Source organism: Amorphoplanes digitatis (assembly GCF_014205335.1).
Taxonomy (GTDB): domain Bacteria; phylum Actinomycetota; class Actinomycetes; order Mycobacteriales; family Micromonosporaceae; genus Actinoplanes; species Actinoplanes digitatus.
Genome location: NZ_JACHNH010000001.1, coordinates 7,277,171 through 7,298,743 on the forward strand (window position 1 = coordinate 7,277,171; position 21,573 = coordinate 7,298,743).

Here is a 21,573-nt window from a genome sequence, read left to right on the forward strand (position 1 = left end):
AATAGAGCGCACAGTTGATGGCATGATGCCGCCCCGTCGCCTGCTCGCGGCAGTCGCCGTTGCGCTGCTGATCGGCACGAGCGCGGCGTGCGGCGACAAGGCGAGCGGCTTCGCGGCCGACGGCCGGCTCGACGTGGTGACCGCGTTCTATCCGCTGCGGTTCCTCGGCGAGCGGATCGGCGGCGACGCGGTGGCGGTCACCGACCTGACCAAGCCGGGCGCCGAGCCGCACGACGTCGAGCTCTACCCGCGCCAGGTCGGCGAGATCAGCGACGCCGGGCTGGTGCTCTACCTCAAGGGCTTCCAGCCCGCCGTCGACCAGGCCGTCGCGCAGGAGGCGACCGGCCGGGCCCTCGACGCCGGCTCGGTGGTCGAGCTGCTCGCCGCCGACGCGCACGAGGACGAGCACGGGCACGAGCCGGGCGAGCACGAGCACGCCGAGGGCGGCACCGACCCGCACGTCTGGCTCGACCCGGTGCGCTTCGCCGCCGTCGCCGACCGGCTCGCCGAGCGCCTCGCACAGGCCGACCCGGCCCGCGCCGACGCGTACCGTGCCCGGGCCGCGGCGCTGCACGCCCAGCTCGACGCGCTCGACGCCGAGTTCGCGACCCGGCTGCGGACCTGCGAGCGTCGCGAGTTCATCACCAGCCACACCGCGTTCCGCTACCTCGCCGACCGCTACGGGCTGACCGAGGTCGGCATCACCGGCGTCTCCCCCGAGTCGGAGCCGTCGCCGCGGCACCTGGTGCACGTCGCGGAGCAGGCCCGGGCGACCGGCGCCACCACGATCTTCTTCGAGACGCTGGTGAGCCCGAAGGTCGCCGACACCATCGCCCGCGAGGTCGGCGCCCGGACCGCCGTCCTCGATCCCCTCGAAGGGATCACCGAGCCGGGCGCGGACTACTTCTCCGTCATGCGCGGCAACCTGAGCGCCCTTACCGCGGCCCTGGAGTGCACCTCATGAGCGTCGTCTCCGTACAGCACGCGGCCGTCTCCTACGGCGGCCGCGCGGTCCTGCACGACGTCACCCTGGACGTCCCGGCCGGCCAGGTCGTCGCGATCCTGGGCGCCAACGGCTCCGGCAAGTCCACGCTGGTCCGCACGATCCTCGGCCTGGTGCCGCTGGACTCGGGCACGATCGAGCTCTTCGGCACGCCGCAGCGCCGGTTCCGGCGGTGGGCCCGGATCGGCTACGTCCCGCAGCGGATGGGCGCCGGCAGCGGCGTGCCGGCGACGGTCGGCGAGGTCGTCGCCTCCGGCCGGCTCGCGCGCCGGGGCGTCTTCCGCCCGTCCGGCGCCGCCGACCGGGCCGCCGTCCGCGCGGCGCTCGAGGACGTCGGCCTGCTGGACCGCATCGGCGACCCGGTGAGCACCCTCTCGGGCGGCCAGCAGCAGCGCACGCTCATCGCCCGCGCCCTTGCCGGGCGGCCCGACCTGCTCGTGCTCGACGAGCCGACGGCCGGCGTCGACGCGGCCAGCCAGGACGCGTTCGCCGTCGCGCTGCGCCATTTCGGCGGCGCCGGCGGCACGATCCTGCTCGTCGCGCACGAGCTCGGCCCGATCGAGCCGCTCGTCGACCGGGCCGTCGTGGTGCACGACGGTCGGATCGCGTACGAGGGCGCGGTGCCGGAGCCCGCCGGGCACCACGCCCAGCCCGGCCACGACCACGTACACCCGCACGCCGCGGCCGAACGGCCCGCGATCTGCGTGGCGCCCACCGACCGGATGCCGTCCCGCTGATGCCCGCACCTTCGAGGGGATGAGAACCCATCGACCTCTATCAGTACGAGTTCATGGTCCGGGCGCTGATCAGCGCCTTGATCATCGGCCTGACCGCGCCGGCGCTCGGCATCTACCTGGTGCAGCGACGGCTGTCGCTGATCGGTGACGGCATCGGGCACGTGGCGCTGACCGGCGTCGGCGTCGGCCTGCTGCTGCACCAGTCACCCGTGCTGACCGCTGTGATCGTCTCGGTGGTCGGCGCGATCGGCGTCGAGCTGGTGCGCGAGCGTGGCCGTACCTCCGGCGACCTGGCCCTCGCCCTGCTCTTCTACGGCGGCATCGCGGGCGGCGTGGTGCTGGTCGGGCTCTCCGACAGCAGCGGCAACGCCAGCCTGATGCAGTTCCTGTTCGGCTCGCTGACCACCACGTCGCGACAGGACCTGACGGTCATCGCGGTGCTCGGCGCCGCCGTGCTGATCGCGATGCTCGGGCTGCGGCAGGCGCTCTTCGCGGTCTGCAACGACGAGGAGTACGCCCGCGTCTCCGGGCTTCCCGTGCGTACCCTCAATCTCCTGATGGCCGTGACCACGGCCGTGACCGTGACGATCGCCATGCGCACCGTCGGGCTGCTGCTGGTCAGCGCCCTGATGGTGGTCCCGGTCGCCGCGGCCCAGCAGGTCACCCGCGGCTTTCGCAGCACGATGGCCGCGGCCATGCTGATCGGGGTCGGCGCGGCCGCCGCCGGCATCACGCTGGCCGGCGAGGTGAACACCGCGCCCGGCGCCACCATCGTGATCCTGGCCATCGCGGTCTTCGTCGCCCTCACCGTCGGCGGCGCCACCTGGCGCGCGCTTCGCCGGCGCGCCGGCGCGGGCCCGGCGCGGGCGGGGGTGGAGGCGGAGCCGCCGGACGTCGTTCTTCAGGCGGGAGCCCGATGAGCAGTAACGTTGCCCCGGTGACGGGCGGCTACGAGGCTTACGAGGCGGCCGGCGAGCTGCTCCGGGCGCTCTCCGCGCCGATCCGGGTCGCGATCGTCGCGGAGCTCGGCGCCGGGGAACGCTGCGTGCACGAACTGGTCGAGAAGCTGGGGGCGCCCCAGCCGCTGGTCTCGCAGCACCTTCGGGTTCTGCGCGGCGCCGGCGTGGTGCGCAGTGCGCGCCGGGGGCGGGAGATCGCATACTCACTCGTGGACGAACACGTCGCACACATCGTCGCCGACGCCGTGAGTCATGCGAGGGAGGGCAAATGACCGGACAGGGTGAGGGCATCGGGGACGAGGGCACCGTTGTCAGGAACACGAAGCAGCGGACCGCGGTGAGCGCGGCCCTCGCCGAGGCGGAGGGCTTCAACAGCGCGCAGGACCTCCACGCGATGCTGCGCAACCGGGGCGAGCGGGTCGGCCTGACCACCGTCTACCGCACCCTCCAGGGCCTCGCCGACGCGGGCGAGATCGACGTGATGCGCCCGCCGGGCGGCGAGCACCTCTACCGCCGCTGCAGCCAGGGCCACCACCACCATCTGGTCTGCCGTTCCTGCGGGCGGGCCGTCGAGGTGGAGGGCCCGGCCGTCGAGACCTGGGCCGAGAAGGTCGCCGGCAATCACGGCTTCGTCGACGTCTCGCACACCATGGAGATCTTCGGTACCTGTCCGGAGTGCGCCGACAAGCGTTCCTAGCCGTGTCGTGGCACGCTGGCGCGCGTGAAGATGTACGCCGATCGGCTGCCAACCGCCGTACGCCAGGTGTTCACCGACCTGTTCGTCGTGCTCTGGATCTATGCCTGGATCCGGGCCGGCATCTGGATCAACGACCTTGTCGAGAAGCTCGGCGTTCCGGGGCAGAAGCTCCAGGAGGCCGGCGTCGGCATCGCCGGCAACATGAACGACATCTCCGGCAAGGTCGGCCGGGTCCCGCTGGTCGGCGACGAGCTGACCGCGCCGTTCACCAAGGCCGCCGACGCCGCCGACCGGCTCGCCGAGGCCGGCCGCCAGCAGCAGGAGATGGCGGACAACCTGGCGCTCGTCGTCTCCCTGGCGATCATCGTGGGGCCGCTCGCTCTGGTGCTCTTCGTCTGGCTGCCGCTGCGGCTGCGCTGGATGCGCCGGGCCGGGGTGGCCTGCAAGGTCCGCGCCGAGCCGGCCGGACAGGACCTGCTCGCGCTGCGCGCCCTGGCCGGGCGGCCGCTGAACGAGCTGACCAAGCTGGGCCCGGACATCGCGCAGTCCTGGCGCAACGGAGACGCGGAGGCGGTCCAGGCGCTGGCGGCGCTCGAGCTCAAGGAGATGGGGCTCAAGCCCGCTAAGGCCCGCTAGTCCCGTTCTCCTCGTACTCCTCGTCCATCCAGGCGCGCCGGACGAACGGGATGGCCGCCCAGAACGTCAGGAACCAGGCGGCGGTGATCGCCGCCAGGACGCTCGCGGCCCAGATGTTCAGCAGATAGTCGGCGATCAGCAGCACGCTGCTGACCATCGAGATCAGCAGGAAGGCCAGGCCGCCGGTGGCCATCCGGTGCGCGTAGCGGACCAGCTCCGGCTTGCGCCCCCGGCGGAACAGCGCGCGGTGGAACGCCACCGGCGAAATGATCATCGCGGCGGCGAACGCGGCCGACATCAGCGCGACGATGTAGGTGTCCTGCTGGAACTCGGTGGTCTCCGGGAAGCCGCTGCTGAACGGCAGGGTCAGCAGGAATGCGAAGAGGACCTGCACGCCCGTCTGGGTGACCCGCAGCTCCTGCAGCAGGTCCGCGAAGTTGCGGTTCCAGCGCTGTCGCTCGGACTCGTCAGCGGCCATCGAGCCTCCTCGTGACGGCACGGAGACCGGCAGCCCGAGCGGCGTCAGACGCCGATGCGGTCGAGAGTCACGTCGGCCAGCGCCTGTGGCGCCTCCTCCGGCACCCAGTGGCCGATCCCGCGCAGGGTGACAAACCGGTAATCCGCCTCGACCCAGGTGGCCGTGGACAGCGCCGCCGACCGGCCAACGACCGGGTCGCCGTCGCTCCAGACATATGTGGTGGGAACTGTGATCTTGCCGACCTTCGCCAGCCTACCCGTGGTGATCGCGCGGTACCAGTTCAAGGCGCCGGTCAGCCGGCCGGGCTCGCGCATCGCGGTGGCGTACCGGTCGGCGCGGGCACCGATCGGGCGCAGCATCGAGCGCAGCACCGTCGCGTCGGCGGCGAGCAGCAGCCGCTCGGCGATCCGGGAGCGGAACAGGCCCATGTAGGCGAACCGCAGTTTCTGCGAGGGCTGGTTGTGCAGCGCGACGCCGAGACCCCGCGGGTGCGGCACCGAGACCGCCGTAAGCGTGCTGACCCGCTCGGGGTGCCGGTCGGCCAGCAGCCAGCCGACGTGCGCGCCCCAGTCGTGGCCGACGACGTGCGCCTTCTCCACGCCGAGCGCGTCGAGCACCGCGATCGCGTCGGCCGTCGGCTCGTCGAGGCTGTACTCGGCGACGGCGGCGGGCCGGGCGCCGGGCGAGTAGCCGCGCTGGTCCAGCGCGTACGTGCGTAACCCGGCGGCGTGCAGCCGGGGCAGAATAAGATCGAACTCGCGGTGGTCCTGCGGGAAGCCGTGCAGCAGGAGCACCGGCGGGCCGTCGACCGGGCCACCCTCGTACACGTCGAAGGTCAGCCCTCTCGCCTTGATCTCCATGTGACGCCTCCTACGCTGTTCCGTACGTCCGTACGGTGTTAGCGTCATCGAAACACATGCAATGAAGCCCGCTCGCGACGCGCAGACGCGGCGTGAACGGACTTCACCGACAGGGGAGCGCACAGCGCTGAGAGTGCGGGTGACACCGCAGACCCTCGAACCTGATCTGGGTAATGCCAGCGCAGGGAGTTCGGTCTTTCTCCAGCCGCGCCGCGCCCGGGCGACACCCGGGCCGGCGCCGCGTCTCCTCCCGGTATGAGCTGGGAGGCACGAATGAATTTCCGCTGGCGCACGATCGACATCATCGTCGCATCGATCATCGCCGTCACCTTCGGCGTGATCTTCTGGGCCTGGAACCTGGTCTGGAGCGCCACCGACGGCGCGTTCGCCTTCTTCCCGCCCGCGCAGGCGCTGCTCTACGGCGTCTGGCTGATGCCGGCCGTGCTGGCCGGGCTGATCATCCGCAAGCCGGGTGCCGCGCTGTACACCGAGACGGTCGCGGCCATCATCTCCGCGCTGCTCGGCGCGGCCTGGGGCGCAACGGTCATCCCGCAGGGCCTGGTGCAGGGGCTCGGCGCGGAGCTGGCGTTCGCGCTGCTGCTGTACCGCTCGTGGAAGCTGCCGGCGGCGCTGCTCGCCGGCCTGCTGACCGGGTTCAGCGCGGCGGTGTTCGACTTCTTCGCCTGGAACGCGGCCTACGACCTGTGGGACTACCGGATCCCCTACGCGCTGCTCACGATGGTCAGCAGCACGATCATCGCGGGCGCCGGTTCCTGGGCGCTGACCCGCGCGCTGGCCCCCACCGGCGTGCTTGACCGCTTCGCCGCCGGCCGCGACCGAGCCCTGGTTTAGATGCCCGAGGTCGTGCTGCGCGGGTTCGGCTGGCGCCACGCCGGGCGCCGGGCCTGGGCCGTGCGCGGCGTCGACCTGCGCATCTCGCACGGCGAGCGGGTGCTCCTGCTGGGACCCTCCGGTGCCGGCAAGAGCACCCTGCTCGCCGCGCTGGCCGGCCTGCTGCCCGAGGACTCCGGCGAGTCCGAGGGCACTGTCGAGATCGACGGCCTGGAGCCGGTCAAGGCCCGCGAGCGGGTCGGCATCGTCTTCCAGGACCCGCAGACCCAGCTCGTGATGGCCCGCAGCGGCGACGACGTGGCGTTCGGACTGGAGAACCGGGGCGTACCCGCCGAGGAGATCTGGCCGCGGGTGTCCGCCGCGCTCGACCGGGTCGGATTCCCGTACCCGCTCGACCGGCGGACCTCAGCTCTGTCCGGCGGCGAGCAGCAGCGCCTGGCCCTCGCCGGGGTCCTGGCGCCACGGCCGGGCCTGCTGCTGCTCGACGAGCCGACCGCCAACCTCGACCCGGCCGGCGGCGCGCTGATCCGCTCGGCGATCGCCCGCTCGCACGACCCGGACACCACGCTGATCCTGGTCGAGCACCGGATCGCCGAGGCGCTCACCCTGGTCGACCGGGTGGTCGTCCTGGAGCCGGGCGGCGGCGTCCGCGCCGACGGCACCCCGTCGGCCGTCTTCGCGCTCCTCGGCGATCAGCTCGCCGAGGAGGGCGTCTGGGTGCCGGGCCGGCCGCTGCCCACGCACCGGGCCGTCGCACCGCCGGCCGATTCCCTGGTACGCGCGGAGCACGTCACCGTGCGGCACCGGCTCGCGGCGACAAGCATCTGCGTACGGGCCGGCGAGGCGCTCGCCGTCACGGGCCCGAACGGCGCCGGCAAGTCCACGCTGGCCCTGGTGCTCGGCGGGTTGCTCGCACCCACCTCGGGCTCGGTCGACGCGGCGCCGGGCGGCGCGCCGCACCGGTGGCGTGCGGCGGCGCTCACCCAGCGCATCGGATCGGTCTTCCAGTCACCGGAACACCAGTTCGTCACGTCCCGGGTCGCCGACGAGCTCGCCCTCGGGCCCCGCCAGCTCGGCCGCACCGACGTCTCCGCCATCGTGGACGAACTGCTCGACCGGCTGCGGCTGACCAAGCTGGCGGGCGCCAACCCGTACACCCTCTCCGGTGGCGAGGCCCGCCGCCTGAGCGTGGCGACGGCGCTGGCCACCGCGCCCCGGCTGCTCGTACTCGACGAGCCGACCTTCGGCCAGGACCGGCGCACCTGGATCGAGCTGGTCGAGCTGCTGGCCCGGCTGCGCGACGACGGGTGCGGAATCGTCGCGGTCACCCACGACGACGACTTCGTGACCGCCCTCGCCGACCGCACCGTCGTCCTGGGCGGGGCCGGATGACCCTCGTCCTGGAACCGGTCGCCGACGCCACCGCCGTTCTGGCCCGGCGCAACCCGGTCGCCAAGCTCGGCGCGGCGCTGCTGTTCTCGCTGCCGCTGGTGGCGACCCTCGACCCGCTGACGCCCGGCCTCGCGCTCGCGGTCGAGCTGGCGCTGCTGCCGCTGTTCGGCGTGCGCTATCGCGTGCTGGCCCGGCGGGCCTGGCCGCTCGCGCTGGCCGCCGCCGGCGTCCTGATCACCATGGTGCTGTTCGCGGCCGACCGCACCGGCGCGCTGCTCTTCTCGCTCGGCCCGTTCGACATCACCACCGGCGTCGTCATGGGCGCGCTCGGCCTGGTGCTGCGCCTCTTCGCGGTCGCGCTGCCCGGCATCATCGTCTTCGCCACCACCGACCCGACCGATCTCGCGGACGCCCTGGTGCAGAACGCGAGGGCGCCCGCCCGCTTCGCCATCGGCGCGCTCGCGGCCTTCCGGATGATCCCGCTGCTCGGCGAGGAGTGGCAGATGCTCGGGCTGGCACGCCGGGCGCGTGGCATCGACGCAGGCCGTAACCCGGTCGCCCGGCTGCGGCTGTTCGGGTCCACCGCGTTCGCCCTGCTGGTCGGCGCCCTGCGCCGCGGCACCCGGCTGGCGCTGGCGATGGACTCCCGCGGCTTCGACTCCGGCATCCCCCGCACCTGCGCCCGCCGCCAGGTCTTCGGCCGCGCGGACGCGGCCCTGCTGATCGGCGCGGCCGTCCTCTCGGCGGCGATCCTGACGATCAGCATCCAGGCCGGCCTCTTTCGCCCGATCATCGGCTGACCGGCGTCGATCTGCGGATTGCGCTCATGTTCGCCGCAGGGCCACCCGGCTGACACCCCGCGTTGGACCGCCGCCACGAGATTGACGCGGACATCCCTGTCGATCTTCGGGAGCCACGGACATGGGTCACGGCCACCACCACCACGATCACCCGCACGACGCCGCCGGAACCGACGTGCCCGCGGCACAGGACCTGAGCGTGCCCGACGGCGAACTGTCGCCGTCGGACGTCTCCCGCCGCGGCTTCCTGCGCGGCGCCGGCCTGCTCGGCGCCGGCGCGGCCGCGTCGGTGCTCGCCACACCGGCGGCCGCGGCGGCCGGGCTGCCGCACGCGCACGGCCCGGCCGGCGGCGGCACCGCGAAGGGCGGCTTCCGCTGGCTGGCGGGCGACCACCACATTCACACCCAGCACAGCTCCGACGGCCAGTACCGGGTCATCGACCAGGCCGGGCACGGCCACGCGTACGGCCTGGACTGGCTGGTCATCACCGACCACGGCAGCAACGCGCACGCCAGGATCGGCGTGGAGAAGGTCAACCCGGACATCCAGGCGACCCGCTCCGCGCTGCCCGAGCTGCTCACGTTCCAGGGCCTGGAGTGGAACATCCCCGCCGCCGAGCACGCCACGGTCTTCGTGCATCCGGGCCGCAACGAGGTCGCGGTGCTCAAGCAGTTCGAGCAGACCTACGACGGCTCGCAGCTGCCGGCGACGAACACCGAGGCGCAGAACGAGGCGATGGCCATCGCCGGCATCAAGTTCCTCGGCGAACAGGTCAAGGCCCGCAAGGTCGACGGCGCGCTGTTCCTGGCGAACCACCCGGCCCGGCGCGGCATCGACTCGCCGCACGAGATCCGCAACTGGCGCGACGCCGACCCGAGCGTCGCGATCGGCATGGAGGGCGCCCCCGGACACCAGGCCGCCGGCATCAAGGCGCCGAACGGCCGGGGCGGCGCCCGCGGCCTCTACGACAACAACCCGGCGGCGGCCTCGTTCCCGGGCTACCCGCTGGAGGCCTACCGCACGTGGGGCGGCTTCGACTGGATGACGGCGACGGTCGGCGGCCTCTGGGACAGCCTGCTCGCCGAGGGCCGGGCGTGGTGGGTGACGGTGAACTCGGACAGCCACGTGAACTACCTGGACCAGTCGGAACGCGGCCCGGGCAGCGACTTCGAGGCCAACGGCCGCTACAACGACCCGGTGTACACGCCGACGGTCAACACGGGCGCGGGCGACTTCTGGCCGGGCTTCTACGGGCGCACCAACGTCGGGGCGACCTCGTTCTCGTACCGGGCCGTCATGGACGGCCTGCGCGCCGGCCGGGTCTGGGTCGACCACGGCCGCCTCGTCAAGACCGTTGACGCGCGGGTCCGGGTCGCGGGCGACCGCCGGCGCTCATCCGGTACGCCGCTGGGCGGCGTCCTGCACGTGCGGCGCGGCACGGCCACGGAACTGACGCTGGAGATCGACCTCCAGGACCTGCCGAACTGGGCCCAGTTCGTCCCGGTCCTGTCCCGCGTCGACGTGATCGTCGGCACCGTCACCGGCCCGGTCGCGTCCCGCGACGCCTTCACGGCGCCGGACACCCGGGTGGTCAAGTCCTTCGAGGTGTCGCGCGGCTCGTCGCGGCTGTCGGTGACGTACCCGCTCGGCCGCCTGGACAAGCCGTTCTACCTGCGCCTGCGCGGCACGGACGGCCGGCGCACGCAGCCGGGCCTGCTGGGCGCGGCGATCGACCCGGCCGGCCCGAAGCTCGACGTGATCGGGGACGCCGACCCCTGGGGCGACCTGTGGTTCTACACCAACCCGATCTGGGTCCTGCCCAGGTGACGATCGAGGACCTCCCGGTGATCGGGGTGAGCCTGGAACACCCCGACACCGTGGCGGCCGAGCACTGGCTGGCGGCGCTGCCCACCACTCCGGTGCTGGCCTGCACCCACCTGATGCGCTCGCCGCGGCCGCACGTGGCGCTCAGCCTGGTCTTCGCCGGCGAGGCGCCGCCCTCGCTCGGCCCGCCCTGCCCGGAGGCGGCCGCCGCGCAGCTCACCCGCACGTCCGGGCGGGCGGTGGTCTATCCGGGCGTGCGAGACCTGGTCGGCACGCTCAGCGTCGCGGAGATCATCGCCCGGAGCGCGATCGAGCGGGTGGAGGTCCTCGGCGGTGGGGCGGCGGACCACACGGCGATGGTGGACACGGGAGGCTTCGTCAGGCCGCACTGGCGGGCGGGGGTCCTGACCCTCGCCACGACCCCGGCCGTGGGCGACCGCCTGGTCCCCTTCGAGACCCGAACCCCGACACCCTGCTGCGCCGCACACTAGCCTCTGTCCTTTTTGGTCGGCCCCGGCCGGAAACCGGGGCGATTTCCGTGGGCGGTCGCCGGTAGGTTGGTGCTCTCGATCGATGCCTCGGGGGTGCTGATGGTCGACCAGAGCGCGGGCGACGCCGTCAACAGGTCGGTGTGGGGCGAGTTCACCGGCGGGATGCGGGGCCGCTGGGACCAACGCCGGGCCATCCTCCGGCTGTTGCTCGGCGGAGGGCCGGCGGTGGTGGGCAGCGCCGTCCTCCTGCAGATCATCGCGGGCCTGCTGCCCATCGGCTTCGTGCTCGCCACCGCCGGGGTCATCGCCGGCGTCCCCGCCGCGGTGGAGGGCGGCGTCGACTCATCGGCCTGGCAGCAACTGCGCGACCACCTGATCGCCGCCGCGGCGCTGTTCTTCGCCATCCAGCTGCTGCTGCCGGTGCAGGCGTTCCTCGGCGAGGTGCTGCGCCGGCGGATCGACGACCGGGTCCGCGACCGGCTGATGGCCGACTCGTTCGCCGGGCCGAGTGTCGCCGTCCTCGAGGATCCGGAGGTGCTCGACCAGGCCGCTGACGGCGTCAACATGCTGCGCATGGCGGCCTGGACACCCGGCGCCGCCTGCGCAGGCTTCATCGCGCTGCTCTCGCACTACCTGCAGACCGTCGCGGCCGCGGTTGTCGTCGCCGTCGTGTACGAATGGTGGGCCGGCGCGGCCGTGCTGCTGGCCGGGCTGGTCATCCGGTTCGGGTACCGGGTCGGCCTCTCCGTCTTCGGCCGGATCTTCATGACGCACCAGCGGGTCCGGCGGCGTCGCTTCTACTTCCGCGATCTGCTCTTCACCGCCGACGCAGCCAAGGAGATCCGCGTCTTCGGCCTCCTCGGCTGGGTGGGCGAGCGCTACTCGGACGCGTTCATGGCCAGCTCGGTGCCGGTCTGGCAGCAGCGCCGCCGCATCTTCTACGGGCCGTACGTGCTCTACACCCTCACGGCGTTCGTGCTGCTCGGCGGCGTGCTGGCCGCCGTGGCGCGTGCGTCGGCCACCGGCGTGCTCGGCGTCGGCGCGTTCATGATCGTGATGCAGGCGGCGCTCTCCTCGATCCGGATCGGTGCGTTCATCGCGGAGTCCGACGTGCAGACCGAGTACGGCATGAACGCGCAGCAGGCGCTGACCCGGCTCGGCGAGCTGACCCTGGCGGCCGCCGACCCGGGTGGCAGCGAGACCCCGTCGGCCGAGCTGCCGATCCGGGAGATCCGGTTCGAGCGGGTGACCTTCCGGTACGCCCCGGACGCGCCACCCGTGCTCGACGGGCTGGACCTGGTCATCCCCGCGGGTGCCTCGCTGGCGATCGTCGGCCTCAACGGCGCCGGCAAGACGACGCTGGTCAAGCTGCTCGCCCGCCTCTACGAGCCCGAGTCGGGGCGGATCACGGCCGACGGCGTCGACATCCGCACCTTCGACGGCGCGGCCTGGCAGCGCAAGGTCGCCGCGATCTTCCAGGACTTCGTCCACTTCGAACTTCCCGTCCGCGACAACGTCGGCTTCGGCGCCGGCGGCCTACGAGATGACGAGCCCATCGAGGAGGCGCTGCGCCGGGCCGGCGCGCTCGAGTTCGTGGCAGGGCTTCCTGCCGGGCTCGACACCCCGCTGTCCCGGCAGTACACGGACGGTGCCGAACTCTCGGGCGGCCAATGGCAGCGCATCGCCATCGCGCGGGCGCTGATCGCGGTCGAGGGCGGCGCCCGGGTGCTCGTCCTCGACGAGCCGACGGCGAGCCTGGACGCGCGCGCCGAGGTGGCGTTCTTCGAGCGGTTCCTCGACCTGACCAGCGGGGCGACCAGCCTGGTGATCTCGCACCGCTTCTCCACCGTACGCCGGGCCGACCGGATCGCGGTCCTGGAGCACGGCAGGGTGACCGAGTCCGGCACCCACGACGGGCTGCTCGCCGCCGGCGGCCGTTACGCGGAGCTGTTCATGCTGCAAGCCGCCCGTTTCGCCGAGGACGAACCGTCCGGCGACGACGATCTGATCGAGGAGACCGCCGATGCGTGACCTGTGGCTCGGCATCACCGGCGTGCTCGGCTCCTCCTGGAAGGCGAGCCGGGGACGGCTGCTGATCTCCGGTTTCCTGATGCTGCTCGGCAACGTGAGCGCGCCACTCATCGCCGTCTTCCTCGCCGTGGCCACCGACGCGACCCTCGCCGGGGACACCGATGCGGCGGTCCGGGCGGCGGTCGCGGTGGCGCTGGTCGCGCTGCTGAGCCTCACGATGGAGCACTTCGCCCACATCTTCTTCTTCGAGCTGGCCGACCTGCATCACCTGCGCGTCGAACGGGAGATCGGCGACCTCGCACACGGTACGGCCGGGGTCGATCAGCACGAGCGGCGGGACTATGCCGACCGGATGGAGTTGCTGCGCAAGGAGAGCTGGGAGATAGCCAACGGCGTACAGACCGTGCTCACCGCTGTCACGCTCTCCGCTCAGATCGTGCTGACCGCCGTACTGCTCGCCGGGGTCGAGCCGTGGCTGCTGCTGTTGCCCCTGTTCGCGGTGCCGCCGCTGATCGCGGGAAGGATCGGCGAGGCCCGGCTGGAACGCGCCGAGCTCGCAACGGCCGAGTCCCGGCGGCTCGGCTGGCATCTGCTCGAGCTGGCGGTCAGCCCGGCCGCCGCAAAGGAGATCCGCCTCTTCGGGCTACAGGGTGTGCTGCGGCAGCGCCAGACCGCCGCACGCCGGGATGAGGAGGTTCCGCTACGCCGGGCCGAGCTGGCCGGGCTGGGCCTGCGGCTGATCGGCCAGCTGATCTTCGCTGTCGGGTACGTCGCCGCGGTGGTGATCGTGGTCCGCTCGGCGATCGCGGGTGAGCGCTCGGTCGGCGACGTGGTCCTGGTGATCACCCTCGCCGTGCAGACCAACGCACAGGCGGCCGGCGTCGTCGCGGTAGCGGGCGCCCTGCAGCGCAACGCCCGGGCCCTGGCGCGGGTGCGCTGGCTGCGCAGGGAGACCGAGCTGGCGGCCGACCCCGTCGTGGCAGACCGGCCGGTGCCGCCGGTGCTCCGTGACGGGATCCGCTTCGACCGTGTGGCATTCCGCTACCCGGGCACCGAGACCGACGTGCTGCGCGACGTGACCGTGCATATTCCGGCCGGCGCCACCGTGGCGATCGTCGGCGACAACGGCGCGGGAAAGTCCACCCTGGTCAAGCTCCTGTCCCGGTTCTACCGGCCGACCTCGGGCGAGATCACCGTAGACGGCGTGGACCTCCGCCGCGTCGATCCGGACCGGTGGCGGGAGCGCATCGCCGCGAGCTTCCAGGACTTCGTCAAGCTCGACGCGCCGGCCCGGGAGAGCATCGGCGTCGGCGACCTGCGCCTGGCCGGCGACCCCGGGTCGGTCCCCAAGGCGGTGCACCGCGCGGATGCGGAACTGGTGATCGACCGCCTGCCCCAGGGCCTGGACACGCACCTGGGCAAGGCCTACGAGGACGGCGAGGAACTCTCCGACGGCCAATGGCAACGGGTCGCGCTGAGCCGGGCGATGATGCGCGAGGAGCCACTGCTCCTACTCCTCGACGAGCCGACGGCGGCGCTGGACCCACTGACCGAGCACGCCCTCTTCGAGCGCTACGCACAGTCGGCCGGCGAGGTCGGCGCGCGCACGGGCGGCATCACGGTGCTGGTGTCCCACCGCTTCTCCACCGTCCGCATGGCCGACCTGATCCTGGTGGTGGCGGACGGCGGCATCGCCGAGGCCGGCACCCACCAGGACCTGATGGCGAGACACGGCCTCTACGCGGAGCTGTTCACCCTGCAGGCGGCCGCCTATCGCTGACGGCCGGACCGTCGCCCTTCCGCGACCTCCGTTGATATCTCCCTGTCAGGATGGGTGCATGCTTGTTGCCTTCTCCATCACCCCGCTCGGCGCGGGCGAGTCCGTCGGCGACCTGGTGGCCGAGGCCGTCCGGGTCGTGCGGGCCTCCGGGCTGCCCAACCGCACCGACGCCATGTTCACCACCGTCGAGGGCGAGTGGGACGAGGTGATGGCCGTGGTCAAGCAGGCGGTCGACGCCGTCGCCGCGCACGCACCGCGGGTGTCCGTCTCGCTCAAGGCCGACATCCGGCCCGGCGTCACCGACGCGCTGCACGCCAAGGTGGAGCACGTCGAGCGGCGCCTGGCGGAGCGGTGAACCGCCTGGTCATGTGGGACATCGACTACACGTTGCTGCGCGGCGGCGGGGTCGCGGCACAGGCCTGGCGTGCCGCGTTCACCGCGGTCACCGGTGTCGCGTGGCGGGAGACGCCGATCTTCGGCGGGCGGACCGACCTCGACATCTGTGCCGAGGTCTTCGCCACGCACGGCGTCACCGACTGCACCCCGGAGCGGTTCTTCGCCCGCTACGTCGAGGAGGTGCACGTCTCGCGGCACCTCTTCGCCGAGCAGGGCGCGCTGATGCCGGGCGTGCGGGCCGTGCTCGACGAGCTCGGCGCGCGCGACGACGTGGTGCAGACGCTTGTCACCGGCAACGTGCCGCAGGTGGCCGCCGCCAAGGTCGCCGCGTTCGGTCTCGCCGCGGACTTCGACGTGGAGATCGGCGGCTACGGCACCGACGACAGCGTGCGGGCCACGCTCGTGCGGCGGTGCCGGCAGCGGGCCGAGGCCAAGTACGGCGAGCGCTTCCGGGCCGTGGTCATCGGCGACACCCCCTACGACGTGACGGCGGCGCTGGCCAACGACGCGCTGGCCATCGGGGTCGCCACCGGGTCGGCGAGCATGGCCGAGCTCGCGCTGGCCGGCGCGCACGCCGTGCTCCCCGACCTGTCCGACGTGGACGCCGCCGTCGCGGTGATCACAAGCTAGCGGGCGCCACCGGGTTGGGGATCGCCCCGCCGAAGCGGCGGTCGCGCCGGGCGTAGAGCTCGCACGCGTACCAGAGGTGGCGGCGGTCGAAGTCCGGCCACAGCGTGTCGAGGAAGACCAGCTCCGCGTACGCCGACTGCCAGAGCAGGAAGTTCGAGGTGCGCTCCTCGCCGGAGGGGCGCAGGAACATGTCCACCTCGGGGATCTCCGGGTGGTACAGGTACTTCGCGATCGTCTTCTCGTTGATCTTGTCGGCCTTGAGCCGGCCCGCCACCACGTCGCGGGCGATCGCCGCCGCCGCGTCCGCGATCTCCGCCTGGCCGCCGTAGTTCACGCAGAACTGGAGGGTCAGCTTGGAGTTGCCCTTCGACATCTCCTCCGCCGTCTGGAGCTCCGAGATCACGCTCTTCCACAGCCGGCCCGCGCGGCCCGACCACACCACCCGGACGCCCAGGTCGACCAGCTGGTCGCGGCGCCGGCGGATCACGTCGCGGTTGAAGCCCATCAGGAAGCGGACCTCCTCCGGGGAACGCTTCCAGTTCTCCGTCGAGAACGCGTACGCCGAGAGGTAGGGGATGCCGAGCTCGATCGCGCCCTCGATGGTGTCGAAGAGCGAATACTCGCCCTGCTCGTGACCCTTGGTGCGGGACAGCCCGCGCTCCTTGGCCCAGCGGCCGTTGCCGTCCATCACGACCGCGACGTGCTTCGGGATCGCGCCAGCCGGCAGCGCCGGCGGGCGGGCTCCGGAGGAATGCGGAGTTGGCGGACGCGTCACGAGGTGCTCTCCCGTCGATCGACAAGCGGCAGCGCGCGCAGGTTGCGCTCCATGTGCCACTGCAGGTGTGCTGCCACCAGCCCGCTGCACTCGCGGCGTACCGGTGGTTCGGTGGCGTCGGCGACCTGCCAGTCGCCGCTGGTCAGGGCCGCCATCAGGGCTATCGTCGCGGGCGCCGGGTGCGCCGCGCCGGGCGGGCGGCAGTCGGGGCAGACCGAGCCGCCCGCGGGCACCGAGAACGCGCCGTGCTGCCCGGGCGTGCCGCAGACCGCGCACTCGGCCAGCGCCGGCGCCCAGCCCGCGAAGTTCATCCCGCGCAGCAGGTAGGCGTCCAGGACCAGGCTGCTCGCGTGCTCGCCCGCCGCGAGGGCCTTGAGCGCGCCGAGGGTGAGCTGGAACAGCCGCAGCGCCGGCTCCCGCTCGACCGGGGAGAGCCGCTCGGCGGTCTCGGCGATGGCGCTGGCCGCGGTGTATCGGGGGTAGTCACCGAGGAACCGCTTGCCGAAGAGGTTCACCGCCTCGACCTGGCTGACCGAATACAGGCTGCTGCCGACCCCCTCGGGCGAGCCGGCGAGCTGGAGGTCGATGTGGCCGAACGGCTCGAGCCGGGCGCCGAAGCGGGACGTCGTGCGGCGCACGCCGCGGGCCACCGCGCGCAGCCGGCCGTGCCGGCGGGTCAGCAGGGTGATGATCCGGTCGCTTTCGCCCAGTTTCTGCACGCGCAGGACCACCGCGTCGTCGCGGTAGAGCTGGCGGCGGTATCCGGCGGGCACGGACGCCATTCTGCCCCCTGGGTACGACCGACCCTGACCCGGATCTCAGGGTCTTCTCGGGGCTGCCTCAGTGGGAGGACCGATAGCGCCCGCACGCGGGCGCGCCCTAGCGTCAGGGGCATGACCCCGACTCTCGCCCGGCGCACCGGCGCCATCGCCCTGATCACCGCGACCGCGGCCGCCCTGGCCGGGTGCGGCGCCGGGGTGGGTGCGCGGCTGACCTACGACGACACCGAGAAGGTGAAGGTCTCCGAGATCGTCCTGAGCGGCGGCAGCGGGAACGTCACCGTGGCGACGGCCCCGATCAACGAGACCCGGATCAAGCGGGTCGTGCGCACCGGCGGCTCCGCCGACCCGCAGGCCTCGTACCGGCTGGACGGCACGGTGCTGAGCATCGACACGCGCTGCGGCGAGCACTGCAACGTCTCGTACGAGATCCAGGCGCCGACCGGGGTGCGGGTGCACGGCAAGCTCGGCTCCGGCGACATCAGCCTGACCGAGGTGGGCACCGCTGAGATCACCGTCGGCTCCGGCAACGTCGAGGTCGACCGGGCCACCGGCGCGGTGTCGGTCAAGTCCGGCTCGGGCGATATCACCGTCACCGACCTGCACGGCGCGACCACGCTGGTGGCCGGCTCCGGCAACGTCGAGGCGCACGGCCTCGCGGGCGGCGCGGCGGTCCGGGCGCAGGCCTCCTCCGGCGACGTCGAGGTCGAGCTGGCCGAGGCCGGCCCGGTGACGGCGCGGACCGGCAGCGGAAACGTGGAGCTGGTGGTGCCGGACGGCGCGTACCAGGTGAAGACCCACACCGGGTCGGGCGACACCGAGCTGATCGGCGTGGCCAACGACCCGAGCGCGAAGACCCTGCTGGACGTGCAGACCGGCAGCGGCGACGTGACGATCACGACTATCCCGGGGGCGTAGCCTCCGGGATAGAGCGGATGTCGGCCGGATCCCGCTCGCGCCGCGACAGCCAGACGAACGGCAGCGCGAGCGCGGACAGCCCGGCCGACAGCACGTACGAGAACGGGTAGCCCCAGACGTCGGCGGACCGGCCCAGCAGGGGCTGGCTCACCACCCCGCCGGCGGAGGCCATCAGCGAGTCGAAGGACAGGATTGTCGCGCGCTGCCGCGACGGGATCATGCCGTTCAGGTACGCCTGCCGCACCGGCATCGCCGACGCGCCGACCAGCCCCCAGAGCACCACCAGCACCAGCACTGCCCAGAAGTTCGGGATCAGCCCGATGAGCAGCACCGCGACCACGTTCAGGCCGAGGGTGACCAGCAGTATCGAGGTGCGCCGGATGAAGACCCGCCGCAGGAACGGCGTGACCAGCCCGCCGACGATCTGCGCGGCCGCGAGCAGCGCCGCCGTCAGGCCGACGATCCCGTACGCGGTGCTGTCGCCCCACAGGTCGAGCAGGTACGGCTGGAGCGCGTACCAGACGTAGATCGTGACGCCGCCGGTGAAGGGCGCGGCGAGCATGAGCCAGCGCACCGGCCGTACCCGCAGCCCGAACCGCACCGAGTCACCGGCGATGTCGCGGATCTCCTGGCGGAAACCCGCACCGCGCACCGAGGTGAACCCGATGTCGCGCATCAGGACCGCGGCCAGCACGAACATCACCGCCAGCACGCATGCGCGCAGCAGGTAGGGCGCGCCGAGCCCGGCGAACTGCGCGAGGTAGCCGCCGCTGGCCGCGCCGACAAGCATGCCGGCGCCCGTGAACACCTGCCCGCGCGCGAAGACCGCGTCGAGGCCGCCGGAGTACCCGGTGGCGCGCAGGGCGTCGACCAGCCAGGCCTCGGTCGCGCCGGAGAAGAACGTGAAGCCGAGGCCGATCAGGGCGGACGACACCGCCCAGGCCCAGAACGGCCCGTCGAGGCGCCACAGCCACAGGTAGAGCACCGTGGTGAGGCCGAGCGTGACCGTGCCCAGCAGGTACGACGCCCGGCGACCCCACCAGTCCGCGACGATCCCGGTCGGCACCTCGAAGATCACCATGCCGGCGGTGAAGAACGCGTTCGCGGCGAACGCCTGGAAGTTGTTCAGACCGGCGTCGAGCAGGAAGAGCGTGTTGACGCCCCAGATCAGCGACGCGGCCAGGGTGTTGCCGAGGCTGAGGCCGTAGTACGTACGCCGGACCAGCGCGGCGGTGAACGTCATGTACGCACGGTCTCACCCACCGCCGCCCGTCGCTTCTCGGGCGCCGGGGGAATGGCCGGGGAGACCGGCGCCTCGGCCGGCCGGCGGGGGCGCCCGCCCGGCACGAGCACCGGCACGCGCCCGGCGGCGAAGTCCTCGACCCAGCCGAAGAGCAGCACCGCCAGGCTGACCAGCGCGACGATCACCACGAACCGCCAGCCGATGCCGACCGCGCCGCGCACCGGCAGGCCGTGCGCCTCCCCGATCTTGGTGACGGCCACGATGATCGGCACGTGCCACAGGTAGATCGTCAGCGCCCGGGCGTTGAGGATCGTGACCAGCCGCCCGGGGCGCGCCGCGGTCGCGGCCGGCGCGAAGCCGAGCGCGATCAGCACGAACGCGGCGGACCACAGCGCGTTGCCCAGCGGGATGTCGTTGAGGTCGTACCCGCGCAACCCGGGATGGGTGGCGATCCAGGCCGCGCCGAGCGTCGCCAGCCCCGCCGCGAGGCCGATCAGGCGCCGCCGGGGGATGCGGCGCAGCATCCCGTCGTGGTGCGCGAAGCCGAGCAGCCACGCGCCGCCGTAGAGGGCCATGTCGCGCACGATCGCGTGCGGCGTCAGCCCGAAGAACGTGATGACGGCCAGCGCGGCGTAGGGCACCGCGACGGACAGCTTCGGGAAGCGGCGGAAGACCGGCAGGACGAGCGGCGACAGCAGCACGAACCAGAGGAAGTCGCGCAGGTACCAGGTGGCGCCCAGCGCCATCGAGCCCCAGCCGTTCGCGGGCGGGTCCTGGATCGGGAAGGCCCAGTAGAGGATCTTCCAGTCCCAGGCCAGCCCGGTGAACAGCATCGCGGGCACGGCGATCGCCGACATGGCCCAGAGCGAGGGCAGCAGGCGGCGCAGGCGGCGCTCGACGGCGAGCGGCCCGCAGCGGTCGATCGAGGCGGCCATCAGGGAGCCGGCCAGGGCGAACATCACCGTCATTGCGGGAAAGGCGATGGTCAGCGCCACCCAACCGGTGGAGTGGTAGACGACCACCCGGACGATCGCGACCGCGCGCAGCAGGTCCAGATACCGATTCCGCATAGTCTAAAGGGCTATCGAAATAACCCCCGACAAAGCAAACCAAACGGGCACAGCGTGAGATGACCCACAAATACGGTTAAAATCCCAGCTTTCTGAGCTGCTTGGGATCCCGCTGCCATTCCTTGGCGATCCGGACGTGCAGATCGAGATAGACCTTGCGGCCGAGCAGCTTCTCGATCTCGGCCCGCGCCCGGATCCCGACGTCCTTGAGCCGGGCGCCCTTGCTGCCGATCACGATCGACTTCTGACTGTCCCGCTCCACGAAGAGGTTGGCGTAGATCTTGGTGGTCTTCCCCTCGACCATCATCTCCTCGACCAGGACGGCGATCGAGTGCGGCAGCTCCTCGCGCACGCCCTCGAGCGCGGCCTCGCGGATCAGCTCGCCGATGAGCACCTGCTCGGGCTCCTCGGTGAGCACGTCGTCCGGATAGAGCGGCGGCGACTCGGGCAGGCGCTTGACGATCACGTCGACCAGCGTCTCCACCTGGTGCCCGGAGACGGCGCTGACCGGCACGATGTCCGCGAACTCGTAGAGCTTGCTGACGTCGATCAGCCGCTGCGCCAGCGTCGCCGGGTCGACCAGGTCGACCTTTGTCACGACGGCGATGACGGTGGCCTTGAGCTCGGCCATCTCGGCCGAGATGAACCGGTCCCCCGCGCCGACGGGCTCGTCCGCGGGGAAGCAGATCCCGATGACGTCGACCTCGCTCCAGGTCTCGCGGACCAGGTCGTTGAGGCGCTCGCCGAGCAGGGTCCGCGGCCGGTGCAGGCCGGGGGTGTCGACGAGGACCAGCTGGGAGTGCTCCTGGTGCAGGATGCCGCGGATGATGTGCCGGGTGGTCTGCGGCTTGTTCGACGTAATAGCGATCTTCTGACCGATGATCGCATTCGTCAGGGTGGATTTGCCCGCATTGGGACGTCCGACAAAGCACGCAAATCCGGCACGGTAGGTGGTATCAACGGCCGCGGCCCGACTTGCGGCCGTGTGCCGGTGCTTCTTTCTTTCTCCCGTACGCGCGCTCGGCGCACCGCCGGAAGCCCGTGGCCCCTGGCTCAGCTCCCCCTGTGGGGTACTGCTCGCGCCCGCCGTCCGGGCGCCGGCCGCGCGCGGTTTCCCGCCCCCGGCCCCGCCCGCCGCCGCGGGCTTCCCGGCGGCCGCGGGCTTCCCCGCCGCCGTGGGCTTCCCCGCCGCCGTGGGCTTCCCCGCCGCCGCGGACTTCC

The 21,573-nt window shown here is 72.5% G+C and carries 23 protein-coding genes and 1 riboswitch; of the genes, 16 read left to right on the forward strand and 7 right to left on the reverse strand.

Annotation, left to right across the window (positions count from 1 at the left end):
• The first annotated feature begins 22 nt into the window (after positions 1–22).
• The 6 genes from BJ971_RS31955 to BJ971_RS31980 are packed head-to-tail and all read left to right on the forward strand — an operon-like array spanning position 23 to position 4,032.
• Positions 23–964, forward strand: a complete 942-nt coding sequence (locus BJ971_RS31955; RefSeq protein WP_184996863.1) for a metal ABC transporter substrate-binding protein — start codon at positions 23–25, stop codon at positions 962–964.
• Positions 961–1,740 carry a metal ABC transporter ATP-binding protein gene (locus BJ971_RS31960; RefSeq protein WP_184996864.1) on the forward strand — a complete coding sequence of 260 codons (780 nt, stop codon included), beginning with the start codon at positions 961–963 and terminating at the stop codon, positions 1,738–1,740. The genes BJ971_RS31955 and BJ971_RS31960 overlap by 4 nt, the downstream gene beginning before the upstream one ends.
• A 29-nt stretch (positions 1,741–1,769) precedes the next feature.
• Complete coding sequence (locus BJ971_RS31965) at positions 1,770–2,660, forward strand: metal ABC transporter permease (protein WP_184999213.1); 891 nt, start codon at positions 1,770–1,772, stop codon at positions 2,658–2,660.
• On the forward strand, positions 2,657–2,971 hold the full coding sequence (locus BJ971_RS31970; protein WP_184996865.1) for an ArsR/SmtB family transcription factor: 315 nt from the start codon (positions 2,657–2,659) through the stop codon (positions 2,969–2,971). The genes BJ971_RS31965 and BJ971_RS31970 overlap by 4 nt, the downstream gene beginning before the upstream one ends.
• Positions 2,968–3,396 carry a Fur family transcriptional regulator gene (locus BJ971_RS31975; RefSeq protein WP_184996866.1) on the forward strand — a complete coding sequence of 143 codons (429 nt, stop codon included), beginning with the start codon at positions 2,968–2,970 and terminating at the stop codon, positions 3,394–3,396. Before BJ971_RS31970 ends, BJ971_RS31975 begins: the two co-directional genes overlap by 4 nt.
• Positions 3,397–3,426: 30 nt before the next feature.
• A complete protein-coding gene (locus BJ971_RS31980) occupies positions 3,427–4,032 on the forward strand; it encodes a hypothetical protein (RefSeq protein ID WP_221479767.1) in 606 nt (201 codons plus the stop codon).
• Here the strand turns inward: BJ971_RS31980 and BJ971_RS31985 are convergent.
• On the reverse strand, positions 4,019–4,510 hold the full coding sequence (locus BJ971_RS31985; protein WP_184996868.1) for a DUF6328 family protein: 492 nt from the start codon (positions 4,508–4,510) through the stop codon (positions 4,019–4,021). The two genes, BJ971_RS31980 and BJ971_RS31985, sit on opposite strands and share 14 nt — an antisense overlap.
• Before the next feature lie 44 nt (positions 4,511–4,554).
• Positions 4,555–5,370, reverse strand: a complete 816-nt coding sequence (locus BJ971_RS31990; RefSeq protein WP_184996869.1) for an alpha/beta fold hydrolase — start codon at positions 5,368–5,370, stop codon at positions 4,555–4,557.
• A gap of 101 nt (positions 5,371–5,471) precedes the next feature.
• A riboswitch (TPP riboswitch) is annotated at positions 5,472–5,575 on the forward strand.
• 68 nt (positions 5,576–5,643) lie between these two features.
• On the opposite strand from BJ971_RS31990, the gene BJ971_RS31995 reads away from it, so the two are divergent.
• From BJ971_RS31995 to BJ971_RS32035, 9 genes are all read left to right on the forward strand, one after another.
• The gene (locus BJ971_RS31995) at positions 5,644–6,222 is read left to right on the forward strand and encodes an ECF transporter S component (RefSeq protein ID WP_184996870.1); all 579 of its coding nucleotides are present in this window, start codon (positions 5,644–5,646) and stop codon (positions 6,220–6,222) included.
• Entirely contained in the window at positions 6,223–7,614 is a 1,392-nt protein-coding gene (locus tag BJ971_RS32000; protein WP_184996871.1) for an ABC transporter ATP-binding protein, read from the forward strand.
• Positions 7,611–8,414, forward strand: a complete 804-nt coding sequence (locus BJ971_RS32005; protein WP_184996872.1) for an energy-coupling factor transporter transmembrane component T family protein — start codon at positions 7,611–7,613, stop codon at positions 8,412–8,414. The genes BJ971_RS32000 and BJ971_RS32005 overlap by 4 nt, the downstream gene beginning before the upstream one ends.
• A 121-nt stretch (positions 8,415–8,535) precedes the next feature.
• Positions 8,536–10,242, forward strand: coding sequence for a CehA/McbA family metallohydrolase domain-containing protein (locus tag BJ971_RS32010; RefSeq protein WP_184996873.1), 1,707 nt, complete (start codon positions 8,536–8,538; stop codon positions 10,240–10,242).
• Positions 10,239–10,730 (forward strand): hypothetical protein, encoded by a 492-nt coding sequence (locus BJ971_RS32015; protein ID WP_239087376.1) that lies wholly within the window; start codon positions 10,239–10,241, stop codon positions 10,728–10,730. Before BJ971_RS32010 ends, BJ971_RS32015 begins: the two co-directional genes overlap by 4 nt.
• Positions 10,731–10,799: 69 nt before the next feature.
• Positions 10,800–12,761 carry an ABC transporter ATP-binding protein gene (locus tag BJ971_RS42370; protein WP_184996874.1) on the forward strand — a complete coding sequence of 654 codons (1,962 nt, stop codon included), beginning with the start codon at positions 10,800–10,802 and terminating at the stop codon, positions 12,759–12,761.
• On the forward strand, positions 12,754–14,541 hold the full coding sequence (locus tag BJ971_RS32025; RefSeq protein ID WP_184996875.1) for an ABC transporter ATP-binding protein: 1,788 nt from the start codon (positions 12,754–12,756) through the stop codon (positions 14,539–14,541). The genes BJ971_RS42370 and BJ971_RS32025 overlap by 8 nt, the downstream gene beginning before the upstream one ends.
• Before the next feature lie 58 nt (positions 14,542–14,599).
• Positions 14,600–14,896 (forward strand): MTH1187 family thiamine-binding protein, encoded by a 297-nt coding sequence (locus tag BJ971_RS32030; RefSeq protein WP_184996876.1) that lies wholly within the window; start codon positions 14,600–14,602, stop codon positions 14,894–14,896.
• Positions 14,893–15,567: an HAD family hydrolase gene (locus BJ971_RS32035; RefSeq protein ID WP_239087375.1), complete on the forward strand. Its 675-nt coding sequence runs from the start codon at positions 14,893–14,895 to the stop codon at positions 15,565–15,567. Before BJ971_RS32030 ends, BJ971_RS32035 begins: the two co-directional genes overlap by 4 nt.
• Here the strand turns inward: BJ971_RS32035 and BJ971_RS32040 are convergent.
• Both BJ971_RS32040 and recO read right to left on the reverse strand, forming a co-directional pair.
• Positions 15,557–16,342 carry an isoprenyl transferase gene (locus BJ971_RS32040; RefSeq protein ID WP_184996877.1) on the reverse strand — a complete coding sequence of 262 codons (786 nt, stop codon included), beginning with the start codon at positions 16,340–16,342 and terminating at the stop codon, positions 15,557–15,559. The two genes, BJ971_RS32035 and BJ971_RS32040, sit on opposite strands and share 11 nt — an antisense overlap.
• The gene (gene recO / locus BJ971_RS32045; RefSeq protein WP_184996878.1) at positions 16,339–17,124 is read right to left on the reverse strand and encodes a DNA repair protein RecO; all 786 of its coding nucleotides are present in this window, start codon (positions 17,122–17,124) and stop codon (positions 16,339–16,341) included. The genes BJ971_RS32040 and recO overlap by 4 nt, the downstream gene beginning before the upstream one ends.
• A 111-nt stretch (positions 17,125–17,235) precedes the next feature.
• Here recO and BJ971_RS32050 point away from each other — a divergent pair, with 111 nt between their 5' ends.
• Positions 17,236–18,039 carry a DUF4097 family beta strand repeat-containing protein gene (locus BJ971_RS32050; RefSeq protein ID WP_184996879.1) on the forward strand — a complete coding sequence of 268 codons (804 nt, stop codon included), beginning with the start codon at positions 17,236–17,238 and terminating at the stop codon, positions 18,037–18,039.
• Here the strand turns inward: BJ971_RS32050 and BJ971_RS32055 are convergent.
• The 3 genes from BJ971_RS32055 to era all read right to left on the reverse strand — a co-directional run bounded on the left by BJ971_RS32055 (position 18,023) and on the right by era (position 21,409).
• Complete coding sequence (locus BJ971_RS32055; RefSeq protein ID WP_184996880.1) at positions 18,023–19,282, reverse strand: MFS transporter; 1,260 nt, start codon at positions 19,280–19,282, stop codon at positions 18,023–18,025. The genes BJ971_RS32050 and BJ971_RS32055 overlap by 17 nt on opposite strands.
• On the reverse strand, positions 19,279–20,352 hold the full coding sequence (locus tag BJ971_RS32060) for an acyltransferase family protein (protein ID WP_184996881.1): 1,074 nt from the start codon (positions 20,350–20,352) through the stop codon (positions 19,279–19,281). Before BJ971_RS32060 ends, BJ971_RS32055 begins: the two co-directional genes overlap by 4 nt.
• Before the next feature lie 76 nt (positions 20,353–20,428).
• The gene (gene era / locus BJ971_RS32065; protein WP_184999216.1) at positions 20,429–21,409 is read right to left on the reverse strand and encodes a GTPase Era; all 981 of its coding nucleotides are present in this window, start codon (positions 21,407–21,409) and stop codon (positions 20,429–20,431) included.
• Between the last annotated feature and the right edge of the window lie 164 nt (positions 21,410–21,573).